The following is a 25,531-nucleotide window of genomic DNA, read 5'->3' as shown; positions in this document are numbered from 1 at the left end:
AAGAGCATCGCCGCCCTTTATAACGAATGGCGAGGGTCGCAGGTATCAAACTAAGTATCACCCACCACATATAAACACTTCTTAATATCTCCATAAAATACTAAAATAATATAAAAGTCCTTTTGGGAAATTAGCTCAGTTGAAAGAAAAAGAGCATCGCCGCCCTTTATAACGAATGGCGAGGGTCGCAGGTATCAAACTAAGTATCACCCACCACATATAAACATTTCTTAATATCTCCATAAAATACTTCTTGGTATACCTTAATATCTCCATCAAATACTTAAATAATATATAAATCCTTTTGGGCAATTAGCTCAGTTGAAAGAAAAAGAGCATCGCCGCCCTTTAGAACGAATGGCAAGGGTCGCTGGCATCAAGTCCAGTATCACCCACCACATATAAGCCTATGAATGCATATTAAGTACTTAATAAAGTTGAGTAATAACCTAAATTCCCTTGTAAGCAGCTAAACTGTTGATTATAGTCTGTGTTAAACGTAATCACTGTTAAGCCAAATGCCAACAAAGATCTATTCAACAGCCAAAATACTTATAGTGGAGGAGCAACCGCTCGCCCAAAGCTATATGAAACAATCGCTAGAAAAGCTTGGCTTTGGACAGTTACGATTTGCAGATCATGCTAACTCGGCAAAAGAGCAGTGTATAAACGAGCAATTTGATTTAATTGTATGCTCATTCAATCTAAATAAGCATCAAGATGGTTATCAGCTTTATGAGGAATTGCGAATAAAGCAGTTAATTAAAAGCTCCACTGGGTTTATTTTTATTTCTGCAGAAACAAGTGGCTCGCTTGTACATAGTGTTCTTGAATTACAACCCGATGAATTTTTGGTTAAACCATTTACAGCACAAGAGCTTAAAATACGTATAGAGCGTATTTTAAAACGTAAACGTGATTTACAAACAGTTTACAATTTTATTGATGACGGTAATGATTCCAAAGCACTTAAGTACATAAGTGCAGCATTAAATAAAAACAACAACTACAGCCCTATTTTACTGCGATTAAAAGGTGATGCCCTACTACGCCTTAATCGTAACCAAGAGGCCAAAGACTTTTTTAAGTCGGTACTCGATATCCAAAAATTTGCATGGGCTAAAGTAGGTTTAGTAGAAGCACTGATAGAAAATAATGAACATATTTTAGCCCAGCGCATGCTTAAAACCATGTTAGAGCGCAACGAAACTCGTTTAATCGCGCTTGATTTATTAGGTCGTTTAGAAATAAAACTTAATCAATTTGAGCTCGCACAAGAGTTTTTAAGCCAGGCTGCGGATATTGCTCCTCTTAATATTATGCGTCAAAAGTCTTTGAGTAATGTATCGTTAATTAATCACGATTATGAAAAGAGCTATTTAACCCAAAAAGATATTGCAAGCTATGCAAAATACTCAATTCACGATAGCCCAGATATTTATTTAAATGCGGCGCGTGCCGGTATCGACTTTGCGCTAACCACAGATCAAACGGATCAAATACAACGAATTTCTCGCCAAACTAATCAATATATTAATGATTTAAAAAAGCAGTTTCCTAATAATGTAAACCAGGCGCAAATCGATGTATTAAACGCACGCCTACACTACTTAAAAGATGAACATCAAAAAGCTAAGCGACTAATAGAGCAGCTTGATGAAGATGATACACAAATTCGCTCTGTAGACGGCGCACTCGATAAAGCAAAAGCATTTCACGAACTAGGCTTTCATCAAAAAGCTCAAAATTTATTTGCCCAAATAATTACGCATTGTCAGCGTCATCCAAGTGTAAGCGACACAACCTATTTACGTTATATTCAACAACAGCAAAGCGAGCGTCGTGATATTAAAATGGGGCCTAAAGAGTTAAACAACCATGCTGTGAATCAATTTAATAGAGGGCAATTAAATACGGCACTAGAAGCGTTTACTCAAGCATTTAGGGTGATGCCTCGTAATCAAAGTATCGCACTTAACTTATTACAGTGCTTGTTTGATTCGACCAAGCAACAAGGGGGGGATTCGTTTAATATGGGGCTTGCTAAAAAATGCTACGCCTTACTGAGCAAAGCTAAACTACCTGCAGATCAGGCGCAGCGTTTAAATAAAATTTTGCATAAAGCAAAAGATATGCAGCTAGATATTCAAGCCGACTAAACGCGTTAAAGCTTTTTCATTGACGCGGCATTAACGCAGTATCGCAGGCCAGTCGGTAATGGGCCATCAGGAAACACATGACCTAAGTGCGCATCGCACACATTACATACTGCTTCAATACGCTGCATCCCATGAGTGTTATCACTAATATAGGCAACAGCTTCTATTGTTGCGGGTTTTGTAAACGAAGGCCAACCCGTACCGCTATCAAACTTTTCATCTGCGTCAAACAATAAGTTATCGCAACATATACATACATACTTGCCTGGCTCTAACAATGTGCAGCTACCGGAGCTGTGCGGTCGCTCAGTGCCTTTTTTACGAGTAACGTAATAGGCATCTTCAGATAATAACTCTTGCCACTGAGCGTCGGTTTTAATAACCTTTTTCGGCGGCGTTGGATTGCCATTATTGGCAAAATTAATAACATCATTCCACTTCAACATAACAGCCTCTTTAAATGCTTGATTGGTTAATTATTACGTTATTACATTTGCTTAAGATCAACTTAATCAAATGTAATACTTCGTCTTTCTGAATTAGTCAGTATCTGCTGTAAAAAAGCATCTAGCTCTACTTTTGACGCAGGTAAACTAATACTAAATTGCGTTTGCTGGTAGCTGTGTACTAGCAGTTCATTATTGCGGGTTGAAAGGTGCTTAATATTTTTAATTGCTAACCACTGCGGGCCAGATTTTTTATCAAAAAATCCCGCTAAGCTAAACAATACTAAATGTTTTGCATCGCGCTTAATAAAATCATTAACTTGGTTTCGTGTTTTAAACAGTGGGGTTAATCGGTAACAACAAGAGCAAAAAACAAATACCCATAAGACAAATAAAAATATAAACCAAGGCTGCTCTGTAAGCTTTGTAGTTAGCATTAGCACACTAAGCGCCACACCTATAAACAGCACCACCACCGCTATTTTTTTATTTATAGCGTCCACTTTTAATCCTTATTAAGGCGTTTTTCTGCTGCGGCTTTTTCGGTAGGCTCAGGCCAATCATTAAAAAACACTGTTAAATAACGACTTTTAGCTAAGTACCACAGCACCCATAATACAACCACCATTTGAATCGCTAAAAATAACGAAAAATGATAATAGCTATGAGCCGCTTGAATACTTAACCAAGTTAAGTCTATTACCGCACACAAAATAAGAGGCCAGCGCATATAACGCCAAATTTTAGCTAAGCGTTCACTACTTTTATGAGACTCGCGGGGTCGACGCAAACAAAATAAAATAATTGGTACTATGGCTATAGCGCCAATGGCAATAGCAATAAAAAAATCGTTTTTAGATTTAAAAAATATCGACATCAAATCCAATTCTGGGCGTCGGCTTAACCCTGCCACTATCCAAATAAAGTAAGCTCGTAACAATACCAGCACACTTAAATGAAAGGCGATGGGTGTACGGTAACTGCCGTACTTATCCCAGTACTCTGGGCCATAGCGGCTCATAATTGATTTTTCCTATCGGCAATAGTGCCCAATATAAAAAATGCTGCTAACAAGGTAACACCTAACCACTTAGTGCCAAAAAATAATAACGCCTTAATCAGTAGCGGGCTAAGCCACACAACCACAAAACCAAATCCAAAGGCGGTGATCAATACAAAGCACAGCACTCTTACTATAAAATGACGACGTGCAACCAGCCCTTTGGTTAGCTTTATAATATCGCCTGCGTATAAAGACACTAAGCACACCATTATCAGCATAGATAAATTATATAAATAACTATGCAGCCACTGCCCTACGTTAATTAAAAGTGAATTTAATATATTTAATAAATTAGCCATTATGTTGCTCTAATAAATTAATTAAATCTTCTTCTGTCAGTACATCTATACCTAAGTCTTGTGCCTTAGTTAGTTTAGAGCCGGCCTTTTCGCCTGCTACTAACGCATCGGTTTTAGCCGACACACTACCCGACACTTTAGCACCTAACTGTTGCAAACGTGCTTTGGCGTCATTACGGTTTAATGTGTTTAAGGTACCGGTAAGCACATAAACAAGGCCAGCTAATGGCTGCTCTTGCGCTGAAGGTGGAGTAAGTTCAGGCCAATTAATACCTTGCTCTACCAGCGCATTTACAACATCTAAATTATGCTGTTCGGCAAAAAAGCTACGTACATGGGTTGCTACTATTTCGCCCACATCACTTACTTGAGTTAAACTATCAATGCTGGCATTTATTACGTTTTCAAGGGTTAAGAAATGATTAGCTAAATTTTGTGTGGTTGCCTCACCTGCTTCACGAATACCCAATGAGTATAAAAACTTAGCCAAAGTTGTTGCTTTAGCGTCTTGAAGCGCAGTAACCAAATTTTTAGCCGACTTTGGCCCCATACGCTCAAGCGATTCAAAATGTCCTTGCTTTAAAATAAACAAATCTGCAGGGGTTTTAATCAGCTCTCTGTCGACGAGTTGATCAACAATTTTATCGCCAAGGCCGTCAATATCGAGTGCTTTGCGCGAAGCAAAGTGTTTAATCGCTTGTTTACGTTGCGCCGGGCACACTAAACCACCAGTACAACGCGCTACGGCTTCACCTTCTACTTTTTCTACATGGGAGTCACAAATTGGGCAAGTTACCGGAAACTCAATATCGCGGGCATCATCAGGGCGGCGCTCAAGTACTACTTGCGTTATTTGTGGAATTACGTCCCCTGCACGGCGAATAATTACCGTGTCGCCCACTTTTACGCCTAAGCGCGCTATTTCATCGCCATTGTGCAAGGTAGCGTTTGATACAGTAACACCACCAACAAATACCGGCTCTAAGCGTGCAACGGGTGTAATTGCTCCCGTACGCCCCACCTGAAACTCTACATCGAGTAATTTGGTTATTTCTTCTTGGGCCGGAAACTTATAGGCAATAGCCCAACGCGGAGCGCGTGCTACAAAGCCTAAACGCTCTTGTAAGGCTTTTTGATTTATTTTTATTACCACGCCATCTATTTCATATTTAAGCTCGCCACGGCGCGTTAAAATATCAGTATAATAAGCCAGTGCAGCTTGTGGGCCTTCTACTAATTTTGTTTCAGGGCAAAGTGGTAACCCCCAATCAGTCAACTTTTCTAATTGCTGATAATGATCCTCTGCAATGCTACCGTCGGCTACAAGACCTGTGCTGTAGGCATAAAACATCAGTGGGCGTTTAGCCGTAATTTTAGAGTCAAGCTGGCGCAGGCTACCTGCGGCGGCGTTGCGTGGGTTTACAAATACTTTTTCACCACGTTTTTCAGCTTCAATGTTAAACTTTTCAAAGCCTGCATTATCCATAAACACTTCGCCGCGCACTTCTAGTTCAGCAGGATAATCGCTACCTCGTAATTTAAGTGGCACATTACGAATTGTTTTAACGTTTTGAGTTACATTTTCTCCCGTCAACCCATCACCTCGGGTCGCGGCTTGCACTAGTACGCCATCACGATAAATAATCGACACAGCTAAGCCATCTAGTTTTGGCTCACAACAAAAAGTAAGCTCTTCGGTACTCATTAAACGCTCTTTTATACGGCGATTAAAGGCAATAAACTCATCTTCGCTAAAGGCGTTATCAAGCGATAACATAGGCACTTGGTGCGCTACTTGCTCAAATTTACTTAGCGCAGCACCGCCCACTTTTTGGGTTGGTGAGTCGGCAGTTATTAATTCTGGGTGCTGAGTTTCTAGTGCGCTGAGTTGTTGTAATAAACGGTCGTATTCAGCATCAGGAATACTGGGGGTATCAAGTACATAATAATTGTAACTGTGCTGTTCAAGCGTACTACGAAGATGGTTTATTTGCTCACTAATGCTGCTTGCCATTTTGACCTCAAAAAACATAAAAAAAGCCACTTTGACGAGTCAACGCCCAGTGGCTTATAAAAATTTAACCTATTGCGTTAATTACGCAGAAAATGCACGTACCTGTTCAACATATTGACGAACGCGATCTACGGTCATTTCTTCACGCTGCGCATCTAAAATTTGCGCACCAAATTCGTCGCTAAGCTTTTTAGCTGCACTGTGCAGCATATTAAATGCTGCTAAGCCATCACCTTCACACGGTAAGGTCATAAATAAGCTAACGCCTGCGGTACTAAATTGTTCCATATTATCAATATCGAAGGTACCTGGGTTATACATATTTACTAGTCTAAATAATACCGGGCCTTGGCCTGCTGGATCTAAATGACGATTAAAAAAGCCTTCCTCTGAGTATTTAAACCCTAAGGTGTTTACCGCGGGCAATAATTTACTGCCTTGCATGCTCATTCCATCTGGCATTTGAATATGCACAATCACAAAGTCTGAAACCTCTGCAGGCTCTTCGCTTGGCTCAAGGTCATGCTCTGCCTCAATTACACTAAGGTCATCTTCAATTGGCACTTCTGGCACGCTAGTATCTATTTGCGGCTCGTTGGCATCAAAATTTAGTTCACCAAATTGTGGTTCTTCTTGCTCAAAGGCAACGCTCTGTGCGGGCTCTGCACTTGGCGAATGAGAGTGAGCTGTGTGTTGTGGTTCGACCCGCTCGTTAGCAGGTATTTCTGGGTTGTCTTTTTTTCGCACTGACCATAAACCGTGTACTAATAAGCCACCTATGACAAATACACTGATCACGATTAAAACCCATCTTAATTCTTCGGCCATCCCCTCACCTTTTTTATTTTATATGCCTAAACCTGTGTATTAGTTAAAACCTAATACGTTTAATTTAACTATGCCTGTGCAAGTTGCACAGCTTGTTCAATATCTACTGCCACTACGCGCGACACACCTGGCTCAGCCATGGTAACACCTGTTAATCTACCAGCCATTTCCATCGCAATTTTATTATGACTAATATAAATAAACTGCACCGATTGTGACATTTCTTCAACCAAACGGCAAAAACGTACCACGTTGGCATCATCTAGCGGTGCATCTACTTCATCCAGCATACAGAATGGAGCTGGATTGAGCCTGAATATAGAAAACACTAATGATAATGCGCTCAGCGCTTTTTCTCCACCACTTAACAAATGAATTGTTGAATTTTTTTTACCTGGTGGTCGTGCCATTATACTAACACCACTTTCGAGTAAATCGTCACTGGTTAATTCTAAATAAGCACTTCCACCACCAAAAACCTTTGGAAATAGCTTTGCAAAGTCTTGGTTAACTTGATCAAAGGTCGCTTTAAAGCGAGTTTTGGTTTCTATATCAATTTTACGAATAGCCCCTTCTAGGGTACTCAGCGCTTTTGTTAAGTCATCTAATTGATTATCAAGATATTCGCTGCGCGCTTTGGCTTGATCAAACTCATCAATAGCGGCTAAATTTACCGCACCTAAGCGCTCCAACTGATTAACAATATCTGCGAGTTTATTTTGTGCTGTGCTTATAATGAGTGTTTCTGGTAACTCATCAAGCACCTGCTTTAGGTTTTGCTTTAACTCTTCTAGCGGTTCAAGCGCCAACTGTGCTTTTATTAATAAACTTTGCTCTTCTATGCTTAATTTTTGATGCTGCTCTTGTAGCGCCACCAGCTCACCTTGTGAACTTTTAAGACTCGCTTGCTTCGTGCTTAAGCTCTCTTTTGCTTGGTTTAATTTATTTTGTAATGTGTTTAAGTTTTTCTCGCCTTGCGCATGCTGTTTAAGTAACTGGGCTATTTTTTCAAGTAGTTCTTGCTCGGGTATTAGCAGCTGGGTTAATTGATCGTGTAACTCTTTTGCACCCTGCTCTGCACTTAAATGCGCTTGCTCTGCATGGCTTAGTTTAGCTTGGCTTAATTGCCACTCGCTACGTGACTGTTGCTCTGCAAGCGTTGCTTGATGGGCTTGCGTTTTATATTGCTCAAGCCTAGCTAATACTTGGCTATAATTTGTATCACTGTGGGTGCGCTTGTTATTTGCAGTAGCAAGATCACTGCTTAAACTTAACTGTTGCTGCTTAAGTGTTTCAAACTGCACTGTTTGATCTTTAAGCACCCCTTTCATTTGTGCTAACTGCATAACTAATTGCTGTTGTTGCGTTTGGTACTGTTGCAATTGCTGCTGGTACTGCGCTACTTGCTCTTTTAACATATCGTTGCGCGTACTCGCTACGGCAATATTTTGAGCCAGCTGATGTATGGTTTCTTTAAGTTCACTTTGCTGCGTACTAAGCTCACTTTGCAGTGCTTTTTGCTGCTCAAGCACTTGGGCTGCGAGTTGTAACTCACCCTCTACATTTTTTAGCTGCGCTGTTTTAAGCTGCAATTGCTTGTGCTTTACCAGTAATGAGTTTTCAGCATTTCGATCTGAGCTTATATGCCAGTTCCGACCATGCAAAGCGGCGGTTTCATCCATTACGGCAATATAAAAATTATCCTCTAATGCTTTAAGTTCGCCGCTTTTACTATAAGCAATACGGCTCAATACTTCAGGGTAAACCCCCTGAGTTATAAATGCCGCTAAGCTATTTTTTACATTTGCCTGATTGCTTTTTGTTGATGCGATATGCCACACACTATTATTTGCCGACTGCTCACTTACATTTAAATGCTCAAGCGATTTAAGTGCTTGTTCAATACAGTGCTCAAACCCGTCTTTAACCTTTAATTGGTTAAATAAGGTGTTGTGGTGCTCGCTCTCATTATCTAGCCCTAATGTACTGCTTAGTCCTGCGATACTGGCTTTTAGCTCGTTAGCTTGCTGGCTAAGTTGCTTATATTGCTGCTCGGCATTGTTTAACTGCGAACTTTGCTCTAAAAGCAGCATTTGGCCTTTACTGTGCGCCGTTTGCTTAGTTGCTAACTCTTGAGTAAGCACTTGCCTTTGTTGTTTTTGAGAAGCTAACTGCTGTTCAACATCGCTACTTTTTAGGTGTGTAATTTGCTTATTTAACTGCTCACTTTGTTCATTAACGTGTTTGCTTTGCTGCTGAGTTTGCTCAATATTATTTGCTTGCATCTGCAACTTATTATTAAGTTGCTGCAGTTGCTCGCTAAGCGATTGCCAATCCTCAGTGTGTTGCTGCTTTAGCTCTAAAGCACTCTCAAGCTCTTGGCTTAACTCACTTACTTGCTCGTTGCGCATTAAGTTGTTTTCTATTGCCTGCTGCAAAGCGTGTTCTAGTTGTTCGCACACTGTTTGCTGCTGCGTTTTAAGCTCTAAACTATGCGTTTGGCGCTGCTGTAGTTTAATCTGATTTTGTTTAAGCGTTTGAATTTGTTGCTTTATGCTTATTTGTTGTTGCTCAGATCGCGTAAGCTCAGTGTGTATTACATGTTGTTGCTGTTGCGCATCACTTACGCTTTCTTGCGAGGCTTGTACTTGGGTTTCTAAGCTTGCAAGTACGTCGTCGTGACCAGAATGAGCCGTTTTAAAAAACGTAACTTGCTCATTTAATTTATTTATTTGTTGGCTTTTTTCGAGTTGTTGTTGGTGTAGTTTTTGCCATTTTAAAACGGCAATTTGCCCTTTTAACGTTCGCTCTTGCGCTTTTAACTCGCGGTATTTTTTAGCATCAACCGACTGCACCGCTAACTTAGTAAGCTGACTTTGTAACTCTTTGCGTACATCGAGTAAGCGCTCTAAGTTTTCACGGGTGCTTTTTATTCGAGTTTGCGTTTCGCGGCGGCGCTCTTTGTATTTAGATACTCCTGCGGCTTCTTCTAAAAACACCCTAAGTTCTTGCGGTTTGCTCTCTATTAAGCGCGAGATCATGCCTTGCTCAATAATGGCGTAACTACGTGGGCCAAGGCCTGTGCCCAAAAATATATCGGTAATATCGCGTTTGCGGCATTTACTGCCATTTAAAAAATACAACGACTGACCATCGCGAGTAACTAAACGCTTTATAGCAATTTGATTACGATCGGCAAAGGTATTAGGAAAGTCGCCTTTGTCGTTATCAAAAGTAAGCTCTACCGAGGCCTGCGAAATAGCTTTACGATTAGTTGAGCCATTAAAAATAACATCAGCCATGGCGTCGCCACGTAAATTTTTAGCCGAGCTTTCGCCAAGCACCCAGCGCACTGCATCAATAACATTAGACTTGCCGCAGCCATTAGGGCCTACAACACAGGTCATTTGATCAGGAAATGGAATTTTAGTTGGCTCTACAAACGATTTAAAGCCTGCCAATTTTATAGTGCTTAAGCGCATCTTTTTGTTATTACCGAATATTATTGGTTATAAACATTAACCTTGCTTTAGTTTTAAGCTTGGCGTTTAAAATTATCTAAAATAATACCGGTTGCCATAGCCACGTTCAGCGACTCAGCCTGACCAAAAGCCGGTATGGTTATTTTATCAGTTACTAATTTGGCACACGCTTCGCGTATACCGTGCGACTCACTGCCCATTAATAACACGCCTGAACCTGTAAATTGAGTGTTGTGCACATTTTCCCCGTCTAAAAAGGCACCATAAATTGGTAATTTTAATGTGGCTAAATGCGCAGGCAAATCGACTTGGCTTACCGACACTCTTACAAACGAGCCCATAGTGGCACTAATTGTTTTAGGGTTGTATGCATCGGCGCTATCTGTACTGGTTACAATATGTTTAATACCGTACCAATCAGCAACTCTAATAATAGTGCCTAAATTGCCAGGATCAGATACACCATCAAGTGCTAATATTAAGCCACTGGTTTGTAGTTGTGCTGCTTGTGGCATATTTACAATAGCAATGGCGGCATTGTTACTAACCAGCGTACTTGCTTTTGTTAGCAGCTCTTCCTCGGCGCAAATAAAATTAATACCCAGATACTGTGCTTGATAGGTATTTATAAATGCCTCGGTAGCAAATATATCAACCGCCTTTAATGGGCTGTTTAATAACTCAAGTACGTTTTTTTCACCTTGTACAAGGTATTGATTAAATTGCTTGCGGTACTTTTTTTGGCCAAGTTGGCGAATAAGTTTGAGTTGGTTTTTTGAAATCATAACAGCCCCATAAAATGATGCGCACAGTATAGCAGATCTCATACCTACTTCTGAACTCGAAAAATAGCTAAAGTAGTGAGTTTGGGGTCTTAATACTATTGGCGCTGCGCTCAAAGGTTAAGTTAATCCGCATAAACATTCCTTGTATTGCCTCAACCTGCTGCGACTCTCCTAATATACACACTAACTCTTGATATAACGCGTCGCATGCATGTTTAAACCGCTGATCAACTTGACCTTTACTTGCCAGCAAAAATGCATCGGCAAGAGCATGCTGCCACAGTGCAAAATATTTTAGATCTTTACCTGCTACGTTTTCGCACACAGAGCGTAATCGCACTGCTGCGTGGCCTAAATTTAATGCGGTTAATGCCAAGTCAGTAATAGCGCGAGACTGCGAACCTTGGTCGTAATGAGTGAGTCGTAATAATCGGTCGGCCATCCGCTGGTTATACCAAACAATAGGCGCACTGTGTTTATTAATATCGAGCAGGTCTTGATGGGTTGCTTTAAAAATTCTATGCACTAGTAACTGGGCGCTTGGCCCTGTAATTAAATGAAAAACCCAAAATAAAATAGCTACCCCAGTAAAAATAGCCATTGCCGCACTCAGCGTATAATCAATTGAAAATGCTCGGCTCATATCGGTACTTGGGCTCACCAAAATAGAAAACGGTATACAAAAGCCTAATCCGTAAGGCAGGGTTTCTCTATCGGCAAGTAGTAATAAACCAATAAAGTAAGGGCCAGCTAATACCAATATGAGTATTTCTAATTGCCCACCACTGTAGGCTAATAAGTTAAGTGCATAAAAAATACTGACAAAACTAGCAACCACAACTCCAATCATTATCCGCTTTAACACCACACGCAAAACAATGAGTGGAAAACGCGCTAACATAATTGAAAATATCACCGGTAAAATCATAATCATTATTGCTGCCGGCGATCCTGTGCTTACCCAAATACACGCGCCAATAAAAAACACCATAACGGTGCGAAACCCAACAATTATTGCCGCTAACGGATCACGGTAAGTTACTGTGCTAGGTGCATTTAGCAGCCTTGTATCGCGCTCTTCAAGGGCGCGATAAGCACGCAGCAGCACTGTTAACTCTGTGGCTATATCAACACTAACATTGAGCATATGCGATTCAAAGGGCAGCTCACTGCTATTATTCGCACGATATTCGGTTAACTCTCGGCGCAAGTTTTTTACTTGTTCTATGCAATCATCAACACTGTTTGCTTGCGCTATATTTGCTAAAACCTGTTTGAGCTGAGTAAATAATTGAGTCAGTAGCGGGCTCATCAATTTTGTATGGCTACGTTGTAAACGGCCAAATATTTGAATTAACGCCAGTAAAGATAATACTTTTTGCGACAGTTGATTTGCTGCACGAGCGCGCCCAGGACCTTTAGGGCCTTCGTAACGCACCGCGCTAGAATCTTCGTTAACTGCGCCTAAGGTTGCCAAAATACCATCTATTTGCTGGTGTCGTTCTTCGTGCGAGCCTTGTATGTTTAGCTCAGTAACTAGGTAATTAAGGGTTTGGTTTATTAATGACTTTGCCTGAATTTGCAGCCCATTCTTCACTTTTACTGGCCAAAATAAATGGCTCACAATGCCGGCGCAAATTGAGCCAATTATAATTTCGCTCATACGCGATTGGGCAATACTAAATACAGCTTGGCTACTTACGGTGGTAGGGCTTGCTATTACCAGTAACACTATAATTTCGGCGGTAACCGCCGCCATAGCAAACCCATAAATAAAATTTGTTTGCCTAACCAAAGCCGATAACGTTGAGTTAATACCCAGCCACAACCCCAGTATGCCCAGTGCTAAGTAAGGGTAAGATATGAGCTGCGTTAATAGTAATATGCCAAACAAGCCGCCTATAACAGTGCCTACTATTTGGCACAGAGCTTTTTCGGCCACTAAGCCACTCTCTGGGCGTATTTGTAAAAACACCGCTGAAACTAAAGCCCAGTAAGGGCGATCTAAATTAAGAAACAAAGCAACTGTAAGCGCCATTGCCATAGCAATTACGCCTTTTAGTGCAAAAATAACAGCCTGCTTTTTAGGTAAAAACAGGTTACGCAGCACAGCCTCCATTAGCGCTCAACAAGTCGAATAGTTGCGGTCATTCCGGCACTAAGCTGAGTATCTGCAGGAAACGCGTCTAATTTAATATCCACCGGAATGCGCTGCGATAAGCGTACCCAGTTAAAGGTTTGCTGAACTTGTGGTAAACGCTGGCCATTACTTTGCGTATTAGTATTAGCAATTGCTTTACCTATACTCATTACCTGACCAGTTAAAGGTTTACCACCACTTAACAAAGCTACATTTGCGTGTTGCTTTAAATGAATAAGAGGGATTTTGGTTTCTTCAAAGTAGCCTGTTACATAAAAAGAGTCGGCTTGTACAATGGCAAATACCGACACGCCTTGAGCAACATAATTGCCTTGGCGTAAATCTAAGTTAATTATGTAACCCGACACAGGTGCAACAACTTGGGTTCTATCAAGGTTTAACTGCGCTACTGCTTGTTCTGTTTTAGCGAGTTCATAGTTTGCTTTTGCTATTTTTGTATTAATTCGCGTTGCTTCTAAACTTTCTTCACTAATTGCTTGTTGGCTGTTTAATGCTATTCGACGCTCGTATTTATGCTTAGCAAGCTCCCAGGTATATAATGCATTTTCGGTACTGGCTTTACTGCGCTCTAGCGCTGCCTGATAACGCTTAGCATCAACACTAAAAAGCAGATCCCCTTGCTTTACACTTTGCCCGTCAATCATGTTTAAATCAGTTACCCAACCAGACACATCTGGCGCTACCGTAACTATATTGGCTCTAATGCGGCCATCGCGGGTCCATGGTGTATGCATGTAATCATTCCATACCCAACGCCCTGCAAATACGGCCATAAAAATAACCAGTACTGTAACTAAAATACGTAAATATTTGGCCATTAAATTATTCTTCCACTTAATAAATATACGGTTAATGCTAAGTAACATACAAATAAAGACACCTCAAACCAGGCAACCCGCCAAATGCGATCGTGCCAATCTAAACGGTGCAAAATAAAACGACTCAGCGCTGTTAATAAAAATGCTATGGGAAAATAAACAACCAAAGGACTAAATTCTAGCCCTCCTAAAACAACAGCCTGAAGCATAAAAAAGGTATCCTATTTTAGTTTTTATAAGTGGATAATTAAGCTCAGTATAGACTGAGCCTGACGAGCTTATAATAGAATGATATGTAAATAACCTAAATTCAGGTTAAATAACACCAAATTACTGCATAACGGTATTAAATAAACACGACTAAAAAATTATACTACTTTTATGGGGCGCAAAAAAATAGGGCACGCTTTAAGGGTGCCCTATTCATTAGTATTTTCTTTAGTTTAATACTTATTTTTATATGCCCATAAGTGCAAAAGCTCATGCGCAATGGTTGCTGCAGCAATGGCGGTTACTTCACTTTGATCATACGCTGGCGATACTTCTACTACATCCATACCTACCATATTAATGCCTTTTAAAGCACGTAATATTTTAAGTACTTTGTCTGATGTTAAACCACCACACACGGGAGTGCCTGTACCAGGTGCAAACGCAGGATCAAGGCAATCAATATCAAAGGTTAAATAAACCGGTAAATCACCTACTCGCGCAATTATTTGCGCAGCAATATCGTTTGCCGATAAATCGTTGGCTTGCATGGCATCAATCACTGCAAACCCATGCTTGCTTTGATCAAAGTCGGTGCGAATACCAATTTGAATACTGTGCTCTAAATCAATTAACCCTTCCATTGGTGCATGATAAAACATGGTACCGTGGTCGTAGCGTGAGCCATTACTGTAAGTATCTGTGTGGGCATCAAAGTGCACCAAAGCCATTTTGCCATGTTGTTTTTCATGCGCACGTAGCAATGGTAAAGTCACAAAATGATCGCCACCTAGCCCTAACAAGGTTTTACCTTGGCTTAATATTTTACTCGCGGCTTGTTCAAGCTCCGCCGTAAAATACTCAGCGTCGCCTACCGGATAAGTAAAGTCTCCAGCATCGGCCACTTTTAAATGCTCAAATAATGGAAACGTCCATGGATACTTAGTGCCTTCCCACGCTAAATGCACCGATGCACGACGAATCGCGTCTGGGCCTAAACGTGCACCTGGGCGGCCCGAGGTCGCCATATCAAATGGTAAACCAAGCACTACTACATCAGCGTCAATCGCGGTAATATTTTGCACCATAGGACAACGTAAAAAGGTCATCCCATTGGAATACAATGAGTGATCTGGATGATCAAACAAAGTCGACATACTTATAGCTCTTCTAAATAAGTGTAGCCATCAAGGCCATTTTGCAATTCGTCTAAAACGCTTTGCTGTTCGTGTTCTGCAATTTTGCTACTTACCAACTGCTGATACGACTGCTGAAAACTCTCAACGTCTAAATGCACGTAACGCATCATATCGGCTACTGTATCGCCTTGGTTTATTTCGGTAATGCTGGCTACGCCGTGCTCATCCATATTCACCATAGCGCTGTGCGTATCGCCAAATAAATTATGCATATCACCTAATATTTCTTGATAAGCACCCACCAAGAAAAACCCCATTAAATATGGTTTATCTGCACTAAACTCAGGTACTGGTAGTGTACTTTCAATGCCTTGACCATCAACATAATGATTAAGTGCACCGTCAGAATCACAAGTAATATCCAGTAATACTGCACGTTTTTTTGGCGCTTCGGTTAAGCCACTTAATGGCAACACCGGAAACACCTGATCAATTCCCCACGCATCTGGCAGTGATTGAAACAACGAGAAATTTACAAAAAACTTATCGGCTAAACGTGCATTAAGCTCGTCAATTATTGGCCGATGAAAGCGGTTTTTGTTGTCCATGTGCTTATTAAGCTCATAACACACGCGTAAATTTGTTTGCTCAGCCCACGCACGCTGGGTTAAGTTTAGTAACCCCATTGCAAACTGATTATGTGCTTCGGCTAAATCGCCTTGGCTATCGTGATAAATCTCAATTAATGCACGGTCATCAGTTAATACATGCAATTGCTGCCACGACATCCACATATTTTTAAGTAACTGCGGGGCATCATCAGCCGGTGCTTCAATTTCTTCAGGTGTATAACTTTCAGTACCAATCACATTTGAAATAAGCACAGCATGGTGCGCGGTTAATGCCCGCCCCGACTCCGAAATAATAGTTGGAAACGGCTGTTCATACTGCTTACAAATGTCGCCTATGGTGTACACAATATTGTTAGCGTATTCAGCTAAGCTATAGTTCATTGAGTTATGTGACTGGCTACGAGTACCATCGTAGTCAACAGCTAAACCACCGCCCACATCAAGACACTCAATTTTTGCACCTAGTTTACGTAACTCGCAGTAAAAACGTGCTGCTTCGCTTACACCTAAACGTACATCACGAATATTCGCCATTTGCGAACCTAAGTGAAAATGCACCAACTGGACTAAATCAAGTTGATCCGATTCTTTCAAACGATTAACCACATGCAAAACTTGTGATGCCGATAAACCAAATTTCGATTTTTCGCCGCCACTTGCTTGCCATTTACCTTTACCTTGCGATGCCAAGCGCACGCGAATACCAATGCGTGGCTTTACATTTAATTCTTTAGCTTGGCTAAGAACCATGTCGAGTTCAGAGAGCTTTTCAAGCACTATGTACACTTTATGGCCTAGCTTTTCGCCTATTAGCGCTAAGCGTACATATTCTTTGTCTTTGTAACCGTTACATACAATCACCGCACTGGTTTTTTCAGCCAATGCAAGTACGGTTAATAACTCTGGTTTGCTACCTGCTTCTAAACCTAGTTGTTTTTTTTCTAGTTGTGCTTGGCTGGCAACAATTTCTTCAACCACTTCACGCTGTTGGTTTACTTTAATTGGGTAAACTAATAAATAATCTTTAGGGTAACCGTAATCTGCAATCGCGGTATTAAATGCAGCACATAAGCTGTGCACACGATGATGTAATATTTGCGGAAAACGTACTAATGCAGGCAAACTTAAGCCTTTATCTTCTAGTTGCTTAGCAATGTCCGTCAGTGCAATAGTTTGCTCTGGCGCATCGGCTTTAGGGGCAACATATACATCACCTTGTTCATTAATACCAAAAAAACCTTGGCTCCAATGACGAACATTGTAGCTCGTACGAGCTTGTTCTAGTGATGTTGTTTCTTTCATTTATCTTTCTCTTTTATTTAGAAATGCCGAACTGGCTAATTGCGCGCATTAAAAGAAAAATAGCGGTTTAAGTCCAACAAGAATTTTTACTCGTAACGAGTAAATTTTAATGTTAAAAATTAGAAACAAAGTAACGCTAAAGATCATAGCGCCTCAGAGGCAGGTAACATAAAGGAAGAATCTAAATTGCGGCTTGAAAAGCCAATATTAGCGATATTAAAATAAAAACAGGGTACAAGCTAAAGTCGGATAAACGCAGCGCCACCCGACAAATTATAGCTTATTTAATAACTCACCTAGTCCAATACTTTTATCTGATTGAGTGATGTTATATTTATATGCGTTTGAAAATAGTACTTTCCTGTTTTTTTACCCATAGCGTAAAAATCAATTATCATACGTTTAGCCTCGCCCGTAACTTCAACAGTTTTATTAATAAAATATAAATCGGGCGAAGTTCCATACTTTTTTATAAAAGCATTTACTGTTCTAGGGTGAATAGCGACACTCACATTTCTTCTATCTCTATAATCCAATTCTGTATTTAAATAGATACCACTGTTTTGAATGCCCGCCGCCTTTATTGATAACTTAAATACGCCTTTTATTCCTGCAGGAGCGACTTCTTCGGTGAGGGCAATTAAATTCATAGTGCTGGTTATATCCGAGTTAGATATAACTTTAGGTGTTGATGTACACCCACTAAGAATTAAAATAGAAATTAAAACAAAATACTTCATCTATACAACTTCCTTGTTAATCAAATTTGTGAGGCTAGCGTACTTTTACTTAAGCCTAATATTAATAATAAATGAGCTACTATAATACGCTATAAGCAACTTTATTAGTTTAAAAATATATTATGCGCCCTTAAATAAAACGTAGTATTTATTAGTCGCTTTTACCTAAACAAACACATGGCGCAAAAATAATGCCGCTAATTAGTCTTTTTTATCTATCGTTATTTCAAGCGTTTTGCTATTCCCAGCAAACCACTTCTGAACATACAAAGATCCAACAATAGGGGCAACGCCTTCATCTGGGACTTCTTTGTAACGAACACTGTTTTTTGTTTCTTTTTCGTATTCAAAAGTTACTACTTTTTTCGACATAAAATACTCCTTATACTCACATTTATACCTAGGATAATAATTTAATAGTTTTAACAAATAACTTAAAGTATTGCTACGTAATCATTTTTAAATAATCTAAAAATATTTTTCCGCTATAATTACGTATTACATTCAAGGCCGTCATACTCTTTAAAAGTGTTGGTTAATATTCCCGCCCCCTTACAATCCAAACGCGTAGAATATAAACCAATTTAAAACAATACCTTAACTAAATTAATACTTAAATGAGTACTGCTTTCAGTTTAAAAATAATGGTTATTTAACCCATAAATTTAATCTTTAATTAAAGCATCTAAGAGAGCTTGAAGTTATTATTTAAGCTGCTATATTGGAGCTATGAAAACATATATTTTTTTATTTAATTATATTATTTGTTTGGGGAGCTTCGCCCTAAAATTCCCCGCTTAAGCGGACGCTTCTCTGCGTCCATCTGTTTCACAGAATTTACTATTAATTTTTAATTTAACTTTTAATCTAGGCCATTCTCGGCAAGCTTTCTATCGCCTAGATTAAAGTGAGATTTAAATATTACTGTGTTTTTATTATCAATATTATTTATGCGCTATTGTTTAGCGTGTGGCAAATTTGGTTATTAAATACAGTAAAAGCATAAAGTTTCTTCGTTTAGTTTTAAGCAATATAAACGAAGATCAGTAATTATTTAATCTTATTAAAGGAGGTGAATAGCCGATTGATATTGTTTCTTTAATTTTTAGTTTACTAAAAGCAGAAGTAATTAATTTGTTATTTATTAATAGGTGATGATATGTCTAAAAATGATATGAAAAAACCACAGTTATCGTTAAAAGAAAAACGTAAGTTAAAACAAGAATCGAATACAACAGAAGTAGCAAAGCCAAGGAAAAAGAGAAAGGCTTAAGTTACTTTAAGTAACGCTAACTTTTAATGTTATTAGCTATGCCTTTAATTAGGCAAATAAAGTGAGCTGCGGTGGTTATTTACGATGAAGCCGAACGTGGATCAGCCGGCTTATCGGTAGAAGGAAACTAACCCCGCTCCACTTTTAATGCGAATAATTTATAAGTAACTAACGTTTATTTTCGACAAAGTCTGGAGGTAACTTACCTTGATTGTTGTTAGGGTTTTAGTTTGTGAAAAAAGCATTTTAAATTAATCTATTATTTATTGTTTAGGTGGTGAATATGTCTAAAAATGATAAGAAAAAACCCGCTTTATCGTTAAAAGAAAAACGTAAACTGAAAGAATCAAATACTGTTGAAGTTGCAAAACCAAGAAAGAGAAAATCTAAGTAATAACAAAAAAGGGCGCCAATAACATTGGCGCCCTTTTTTATGCTCTAACATAAGCTGTATTATTTATATAAACCTTGCTCAGTAGCCATTTTTTTCGCAATTTGTGGAGCCGTCCAAAGTGATGGTAACAACACAAAAGATACTGGTACGGCGGTTACTACAATAAACGACTGCAATGCAGAAATACCACCTGAACCTATCGAAATTAATATTGCTGCCATAACTCCCATCATAATGCCCCAAAACACTCTAATGGGTGTTTGCGGATGATCGTTACCTGTCATTACCATAGATACCGAGTAGGTCATAGAGTCACCCGTGGTTGCTACAAATATTGTGGTTAAAATTAAAAACAACACCGATATAACAAAGCCTATAGGCAGCTGCTCAGTAATGGCCAACAGCGCAGCGGGTAAATTTAAGCCCGCAAAGGGTTCTGAAATAACACCCGGGTTTGCTAACTCAAAAAATATTCCTGAACCACCCACTATCGTAAACCAAAAACAAGTAATAACAGGAGCAATTATTGAGATAAGCGTGATCATTTCACGAATAGTACGGCCGCGCGAAATTCGTGCAACAAACATAGCCATTAAAGGTCCGTAACCTAAAAACCAGCCCCAAAAGAATACTGTCCACCAATCTAACCAAGCGGAATCGGCACGAAAGGTGGCCATAGGAATAAAGTTATTAATATAAAGCCCAAACGAATGAATATAGCTATCAAAAATAAAGGCAGTAGGCCCCATCAGCAAAATAAACAGCATTAACGCCACGGCTAAAATTACATTAAAGCGACTGAGTAATTGAATTCCTTTAGTAACACCACTTACGGCAGATAGAGTATAAATTGCAATTAAACTAAATAAAATGGCCACTTGAGTGGTGTAAGTATCTGGAATACCAAATAGTTTTTCTAAACCAAAACTTACTTGCAAGCCTAAAAAGCCAATAGGGCCTACCGTGCCTGCCACTACAGCTATAACACAACACGAATCGACAATAGCACCAAATGCGCCTTTCATTACGCGATCGCCAAATACCGGATACAACAAAGTACGCGGCTTAAGCGGTAAACCTTTTTCGTAATGTAAATGCATATACACTATGCCAGTCAGGCTGCCTAAAATAGCCCAGGCTAAAAAACCCCAATGCATAAAGCTTTGCGCTAAAGCATTAAATGCAGCCTCTTTAGTGCCTGATTCACCACCAAAAATTGGCGGCGGCGAAATAAAATGTGCCATTGGCTCAGCAGCAGCCCAAAACACCCCGCCACCAGCAAGGAGTGTACACATAATAATGCTGATCCACTTAAAGGTAGTAATTTCTGGCTTTTTTAAGCCACCTAATACCACTTTCCCGGTACGTCCAAAGGCTAAAAACAACCCAATTATAAAGGTCGAAAGCAATAATATTTGCCAAAAGGCACCAAACGTTTTAGTAGAAAAAGCAAAGGCGGTATTGATCCAACCCGACATCAAATCAATATCATAAAGTGCTAGCACAGCAAATAGCACAAGAATGCCACCACTGATTAAAAATACCGGTATATCAACCCCTGCCAAATACTTTATTGTAGATGAATGCTCATCCTCATGTTGTTTTGTTACTCCAGTGGTACTCATTTATCGTCTCCTGATGGATTTTTAGTTACCGACATAGCGACATACCACAACACCCACCCTAAATACGAAATTACACAATGAAGCGACGCTAATCAAAAGGTTAAATTACCTATTGATCTTGCTTTATTTCGAGTTTAGAAAATGCCATAACAAATATCTTAACTGCCAATTTGTGAATATTTTACCCTTTTCAGCAACCTAATCCAACGGTACTCTAATTATTAATAGTGAATTTACACAATAGCAAAGCCTTGCTTACAGCTATTTTTAATAATAAACAAATATAAAACAACAATTTTGAAGGAACTGGGCAAACAGAAATGGCAATATAAATAAAGAGATGCAAAAGTGTAGCTGTAAAACAAGCTGCATAAGGCTAAGTATATTAATAGTCAAATGCATAATTAATCTCGTAATAAATTTAATATGTATTGATAGTATTTTTGTAAAATAACTAAGAGAGTGTTTTGAATAAACTTATTGATGGTTTTTAAATTATTAGCAACGCGTATAACATACATAAAAAAAGCGCTTAATAAGCGCTCTATTACTTTAATAAATACCGATACTTACACTAATACTTGACGCGTGTTTGCTATAAAGTGATGTACTTCACGCTCAATTTTAGGGTCAACAGGCTCATCTGGTCGACGATCATTCGGGCAAGGCATTCTTGGCGTAGTACCAAATAAGCGACAAATTAATGGACGCTCGTCATATACAGTGCAGCCATTGGGACCAAGATGTACACAATTGAACTCGTTTAACGCCGCTTCATGCTCGGCATCTGTTTTTACCGGTAAGCGCGACATTTCCTCTGAAGACGTTGTTACTGGCCCGCAACAGTCGTGGCATCCTTTTACGCATTCAAACGCTGGAATATTAGCGCGTAATCGTAAAATTACTTCCTGATTTTTGTACATCACTATTTATACCCTTTATTTTTGCAACGCACTGACGCGGCAACTTTACTAATTTCTCCACAACGCATCAAAGCGATGCCTAAGCCTAGAGTGGCTAGATCAGCTATAGTACGCTTTGCACTGCCCAAAAATCAAGCTAAGTTAGCATTTAGTTACGCCATAGCGCTAATATACACAGCTTATAAACTAAATATTATTTATTAAGCCGGATGAATAAAGTAGTAAGCTGGCTGTTGTTATTATTTTACTTAAACACTTTGTTACCTAAAAATACTGTTTAAAATTACTCAGCTATTTATACTAGTGTAAATGAAAAATATTTTTTGAGGTAGTTGTGCAGATCATACAAGGTATGGAGTATTTTTTTTCGGGTTTTAAATTAATTACTCAAAAGGGATTAAAGCGTTTTGTGTTTATTCCGTTGTTAATTAATATTTTACTTTTTGGTAGCTCGTTGTTTTTTTTATTTGGCTGGTTAAGCGACAGTTTTAGCTACATAAATAATATGCTACCCGAGTGGTTAAGCTGGCTTGAGTGGTTAATGTGGCCCATTGCCCTGTTAATAGTGCTGTTTAGCTACAGTATGTTATTTACTGTAATCACAAACTTTATTGCCGCACCTTTTAATGGTTTACTCAGTGAAAAAGTTGAGTTGCACTTAACAGGTCAAAAAATTAATGATGATGGCTTGGCTGAATTATTAAAAGATGTGCCACGCATGCTTGGCCGAGAGTGGACAAAACTTTGCTATTACCTTCCCCGCGCCATTGGCTTTTTTATATTGTTATGGGTGTTGCCGGTTATAGGGCAAATACTGTGGGTGCTTTTTTCGTGTTGGATGTTTGCCGTGCAATACCAAGATTACGCGTTCGATAATCATAAAATCAGCTTTAAGCAAATGAAAACCGATTTACAAAGCAAGCAAGGTTTATCGTACGGGTTTGGTTTTGCAGTAATGTTGCTAACAGCCATTCCGTTGGTAAATTTAATTGTAATGCCTGTTGCTGTTTGTGGTGGCACCAAGTTATGGGTTGATAACTTTCGCAGCCAATACCGAACTCAATAATATGAAATAAAAAATGGGTCACTTGACCCATTTTTTATTTAACCTTAACTCTGGTTATTTACTAATTCATCATTAGCTATACAAGCTTTGTGGCACTTTGGTCACATTTAAATGCACGGTCACTTCCTCGCGATCATGATATAAATGCTTAGCTTGTAACTCATAGCTTATACCGTATTTTTCTAGTTCAGCTCTGATCATGCTTAAACACTCGTAAACACTATCAAAGCGTTTTTTCATTGGCAGCTTTAAGTTAAAAATAAGCTCTTTAGCATATGCATTTACTGCCCAGTCAATCATTAGGCTGGTTACTTTAGTTGGCTTTTCTACCATGTCGCATACTAACCAAGTAATGTTGCGTTTTTCTGGGCGATATTTAAAACCATCGGCTCTAAAATGTTTTACCTGCCCTGTTTGCATTAAATCGTCGTTCATTGGGCCATTATCTATCGCGCTTACAAACATACCACGGCGTACTAACTGATAAGTCCAGCCACCTGGGCACGCCCCTAAGTCAACACTGCGCATGCCGGCTGCAACGCGCGACTCACGTTGTTGTTCTGGAATAAACACATTAAATGCTTCATCTAATTTTAAAGTAGAGCGGCTTGGTGCATCGCTTGGCATACGTAAACGCAAAATACCCATAAAAAATGGCGAGTTATTAAAGCTATACGAGTAACCCACATAAGCGGTGTTGTTAGTTAAAAACAGTACATGCATTACTGGGCGGTTTGCTTTTGGCTCGCGCAGTACAATATTACGTTTTTCGAGGGCTTTTTTAAGGGGTGTTGATATTTTTTTACAAAAGGTTAAAAGCTCTTTGCCCTCATTGGTATCGGGGGTTTCTACACGAAGCTCAGAGCACAAGGTAAAATCTTTAGCAGCCTCTACAACGGCCCCTACACGATCTTCTACTGGCATGTTTTCGATCAGCGTACCGACAAACCATTGACGAGCAAACACCATGTTTTTAAAATCGACTTTTTTAATTATTTCGTCGCCATGCTGCGCGTCAAAACACTCATAAATAACATAACCGGTATTTGGCTTTGCTTTAACATAACCGGCAAAACCTTGCTCGGCAGCGTGGAACGTTATTTCAGCAGCGGCATCGTTTTCAAACCCACTACGACAGTAAATCACAACACTAGACATATTAACCCTTTAAAACTTAAATCGTGCAACTTGCACTAAAATAACAATCCAACCAATAATAAAGCATAAACCACCCAATGGGGTTATTGGGCCTAGCCACTTCATGCCTGTTATGGCAAGTAAGTATAAACTGCCACTAAAAAGCAGTGTGCCCGCAATAAAAAAACCGCCAGCCCAATTGAGGTTTATACCCCACTTAATTAACACCGCCACAGCTATTAGCGCCAATCCATGCACCATTTGGTACTCGGCCGCGGTTTTAAACACACCTAATGAGTACTCCGACAGTCGGCTTTTTAAACCGTGGGCGGCAAATGCCCCTAACATTACCGACAGCATACAAAAAAAGCTCCCGGTCATTAAAAATAATTTAATCATTTATTGCTCTCTCGAATACTTATTTATAAAGCGCACAGCACTTTGCACTGCAGTTGCTCGATTTTGCGCCTCACTAACGCCACTTTTTTTACGCGGTTTTAGTGAGTGGTCGCCATCGGGTAGCCAGCAATATTCTGGTTGCTTGGGCATTAACATAGTAGCTAGCTCCTCACGAGTACCAAACGTATCGCGCTCACCTTGTAATACTAAAAATGGGCAGCCTATATCAGCAAAGTGATCGGTGCGTAGTTTTTCTGGCTTACCTGGCGGATGAAACGGATAACCAAACGCTAATACACCTAAAATAGCATGCTCGCTAGTACAGGCAAGCATTGACGCCATTCGCCCCCCCATAGATTTACCACCAATAAATAACGGCAACCCTGGCTGTGCATGGCTAAGTATTTGCTCATAGTAGCTAAGCAATTTAGGTGCGCGATCGGGTGGGCGGCGTTTATTGGTTTGTTTCGCTATTTGCATATATTCAAAATCAAATAAGCCAACATCAATCCCTTGCTCACTAATGAGTTGTGCTATATTTTGCATAAACTCATGGTCGCTACCTGCTCCTGCACCATGGGCAAAAATAAACTGTGCTATAGCTGGCTGCTGCGTACTTTTAAACCATTTAATCAT

The 25,531-nt window shown here is 39.6% G+C and carries 22 protein-coding genes; 2 read left to right on the top strand and 20 right to left on the bottom strand.

Annotated features, from left to right (window positions below; genetic code table 11):
- Window positions 1–518 precede the first annotated feature (518 nt).
- Window positions 519–2,159 (top strand): tetratricopeptide repeat-containing response regulator, encoded by a 1,641-nt coding sequence (locus AAEZ22_RS06575; protein WP_179808216.1) that lies wholly within the window; start codon window positions 519–521, stop codon window positions 2,157–2,159.
- 5 nt (window positions 2,160–2,164) lie between these two features.
- Here the strand turns inward: AAEZ22_RS06575 and msrB are convergent, their stop codons facing one another.
- The 17 genes from msrB to AAEZ22_RS06490 all read right to left on the bottom strand — a co-directional run bounded on the left by msrB (window position 2,165) and on the right by AAEZ22_RS06490 (window position 22,293).
- Window positions 2,165–2,605, bottom strand: a complete 441-nt coding sequence (msrB, locus tag AAEZ22_RS06570) for a peptide-methionine (R)-S-oxide reductase MsrB (RefSeq protein ID WP_179808214.1) — start codon at window positions 2,603–2,605, stop codon at window positions 2,165–2,167.
- Window positions 2,606–2,667: 62 nt separating this feature from the next.
- Window positions 2,668–3,108 (bottom strand): hypothetical protein, encoded by a 441-nt coding sequence (locus AAEZ22_RS06565; RefSeq protein WP_011327772.1) that lies wholly within the window; start codon window positions 3,106–3,108, stop codon window positions 2,668–2,670.
- A 2-nt stretch (window positions 3,109–3,110) separates the two neighbouring features.
- Window positions 3,111–3,626: a DUF2919 domain-containing protein gene (locus AAEZ22_RS06560; protein ID WP_011327771.1), complete on the bottom strand. Its 516-nt coding sequence runs from the start codon at window positions 3,624–3,626 to the stop codon at window positions 3,111–3,113.
- Window positions 3,623–3,967 (bottom strand): DUF3392 family protein, encoded by a 345-nt coding sequence (locus AAEZ22_RS06555; protein WP_179808212.1) that lies wholly within the window; start codon window positions 3,965–3,967, stop codon window positions 3,623–3,625. The genes AAEZ22_RS06560 and AAEZ22_RS06555 overlap by 4 nt, the downstream gene beginning before the upstream one ends.
- Window positions 3,960–5,981: an NAD-dependent DNA ligase LigA gene (gene ligA / locus AAEZ22_RS06550; protein ID WP_011327769.1), complete on the bottom strand. Its 2,022-nt coding sequence runs from the start codon at window positions 5,979–5,981 to the stop codon at window positions 3,960–3,962. The genes AAEZ22_RS06555 and ligA overlap by 8 nt, the downstream gene beginning before the upstream one ends.
- Before the next feature lie 81 nt (window positions 5,982–6,062).
- The gene (zipA, locus tag AAEZ22_RS06545) at window positions 6,063–6,809 is read right to left on the bottom strand and encodes a cell division protein ZipA (protein WP_179808210.1); all 747 of its coding nucleotides are present in this window, start codon (window positions 6,807–6,809) and stop codon (window positions 6,063–6,065) included.
- Window positions 6,810–6,877: 68 nt separating this feature from the next.
- Window positions 6,878–10,291 carry a chromosome segregation SMC family protein gene (locus AAEZ22_RS06540; RefSeq protein ID WP_352296637.1) on the bottom strand — a complete coding sequence of 1,138 codons (3,414 nt, stop codon included), beginning with the start codon at window positions 10,289–10,291 and terminating at the stop codon, window positions 6,878–6,880.
- Window positions 10,292–10,344: 53 nt separating this feature from the next.
- Complete coding sequence (locus AAEZ22_RS06535; RefSeq protein WP_041454384.1) at window positions 10,345–11,076, bottom strand: RNA methyltransferase; 732 nt, start codon at window positions 11,074–11,076, stop codon at window positions 10,345–10,347.
- A 67-nt stretch (window positions 11,077–11,143) separates the two neighbouring features.
- On the bottom strand, window positions 11,144–13,195 hold the full coding sequence (locus AAEZ22_RS06530; protein ID WP_341255308.1) for an FUSC family protein: 2,052 nt from the start codon (window positions 13,193–13,195) through the stop codon (window positions 11,144–11,146).
- Window positions 13,195–14,055 (bottom strand): efflux RND transporter periplasmic adaptor subunit, encoded by an 861-nt coding sequence (locus AAEZ22_RS06525; protein ID WP_182683215.1) that lies wholly within the window; start codon window positions 14,053–14,055, stop codon window positions 13,195–13,197. Before AAEZ22_RS06525 ends, AAEZ22_RS06530 begins: the two co-directional genes overlap by 1 nt.
- The gene (locus AAEZ22_RS06520; protein WP_011327763.1) at window positions 14,055–14,264 is read right to left on the bottom strand and encodes a DUF1656 domain-containing protein; all 210 of its coding nucleotides are present in this window, start codon (window positions 14,262–14,264) and stop codon (window positions 14,055–14,057) included. The genes AAEZ22_RS06525 and AAEZ22_RS06520 overlap by 1 nt, the downstream gene beginning before the upstream one ends.
- Window positions 14,265–14,498: 234 nt before the next feature.
- Window positions 14,499–15,422 (bottom strand): agmatinase, encoded by a 924-nt coding sequence (gene speB / locus AAEZ22_RS06515; protein WP_352296633.1) that lies wholly within the window; start codon window positions 15,420–15,422, stop codon window positions 14,499–14,501.
- Between the two features lie 2 nt (window positions 15,423–15,424).
- Window positions 15,425–17,338 (bottom strand): biosynthetic arginine decarboxylase, encoded by a 1,914-nt coding sequence (gene speA, locus AAEZ22_RS06510; protein WP_011327761.1) that lies wholly within the window; start codon window positions 17,336–17,338, stop codon window positions 15,425–15,427.
- Window positions 17,339–17,634: 296 nt separating this feature from the next.
- Window positions 17,635–18,078 (bottom strand): hypothetical protein, encoded by a 444-nt coding sequence (locus tag AAEZ22_RS06505; RefSeq protein ID WP_011327760.1) that lies wholly within the window; start codon window positions 18,076–18,078, stop codon window positions 17,635–17,637.
- Between the two features lie 201 nt (window positions 18,079–18,279).
- Window positions 18,280–18,450: a hypothetical protein gene (locus tag AAEZ22_RS06500; RefSeq protein ID WP_167376930.1), complete on the bottom strand. Its 171-nt coding sequence runs from the start codon at window positions 18,448–18,450 to the stop codon at window positions 18,280–18,282.
- A 1,354-nt stretch (window positions 18,451–19,804) separates the two neighbouring features.
- Window positions 19,805–21,370: a BCCT family transporter gene (locus tag AAEZ22_RS06495; protein WP_182676847.1), complete on the bottom strand. Its 1,566-nt coding sequence runs from the start codon at window positions 21,368–21,370 to the stop codon at window positions 19,805–19,807.
- A 569-nt stretch (window positions 21,371–21,939) separates the two neighbouring features.
- The gene (locus AAEZ22_RS06490) at window positions 21,940–22,293 is read right to left on the bottom strand and encodes a YkgJ family cysteine cluster protein (RefSeq protein WP_011327756.1); all 354 of its coding nucleotides are present in this window, start codon (window positions 22,291–22,293) and stop codon (window positions 21,940–21,942) included.
- Window positions 22,294–22,645: 352 nt separating this feature from the next.
- On the opposite strand from AAEZ22_RS06490, the gene cysZ reads away from it, so the two are divergent.
- Entirely contained in the window at window positions 22,646–23,359 is a 714-nt protein-coding gene (gene cysZ, locus AAEZ22_RS06485; protein WP_182676878.1) for a sulfate transporter CysZ, read from the top strand.
- 72 nt (window positions 23,360–23,431) lie between these two features.
- Here the strand turns inward: cysZ and rlmM are convergent, their stop codons facing one another.
- Genes rlmM through AAEZ22_RS06470 form a run of 3 tightly spaced genes read right to left on the bottom strand, consistent with a single transcriptional unit; the run spans window position 23,432 to window position 25,531 of the window.
- Window positions 23,432–24,517 (bottom strand): 23S rRNA (cytidine(2498)-2'-O)-methyltransferase RlmM, encoded by a 1,086-nt coding sequence (rlmM, locus tag AAEZ22_RS06480; RefSeq protein WP_352296629.1) that lies wholly within the window; start codon window positions 24,515–24,517, stop codon window positions 23,432–23,434.
- Window positions 24,518–24,526: 9 nt separating this feature from the next.
- Window positions 24,527–24,895 (bottom strand): DUF423 domain-containing protein, encoded by a 369-nt coding sequence (locus AAEZ22_RS06475; protein ID WP_041454382.1) that lies wholly within the window; start codon window positions 24,893–24,895, stop codon window positions 24,527–24,529.
- Window positions 24,896–25,531, bottom strand: a complete 636-nt coding sequence (locus AAEZ22_RS06470; RefSeq protein ID WP_182676845.1) for an alpha/beta family hydrolase — start codon at window positions 25,529–25,531, stop codon at window positions 24,896–24,898.

Origin of the sequence: Pseudoalteromonas sp. 20-MNA-CIBAN-0454, assembly GCF_040308685.1 — a bacterium.
Taxonomy (GTDB): domain Bacteria; phylum Pseudomonadota; class Gammaproteobacteria; order Enterobacterales; family Alteromonadaceae; genus Pseudoalteromonas; species Pseudoalteromonas nigrifaciens.
The sequence above is the reverse complement of the archived record's forward strand: the minus strand, read 5'-3'. Positions and strand labels throughout refer to the sequence as shown.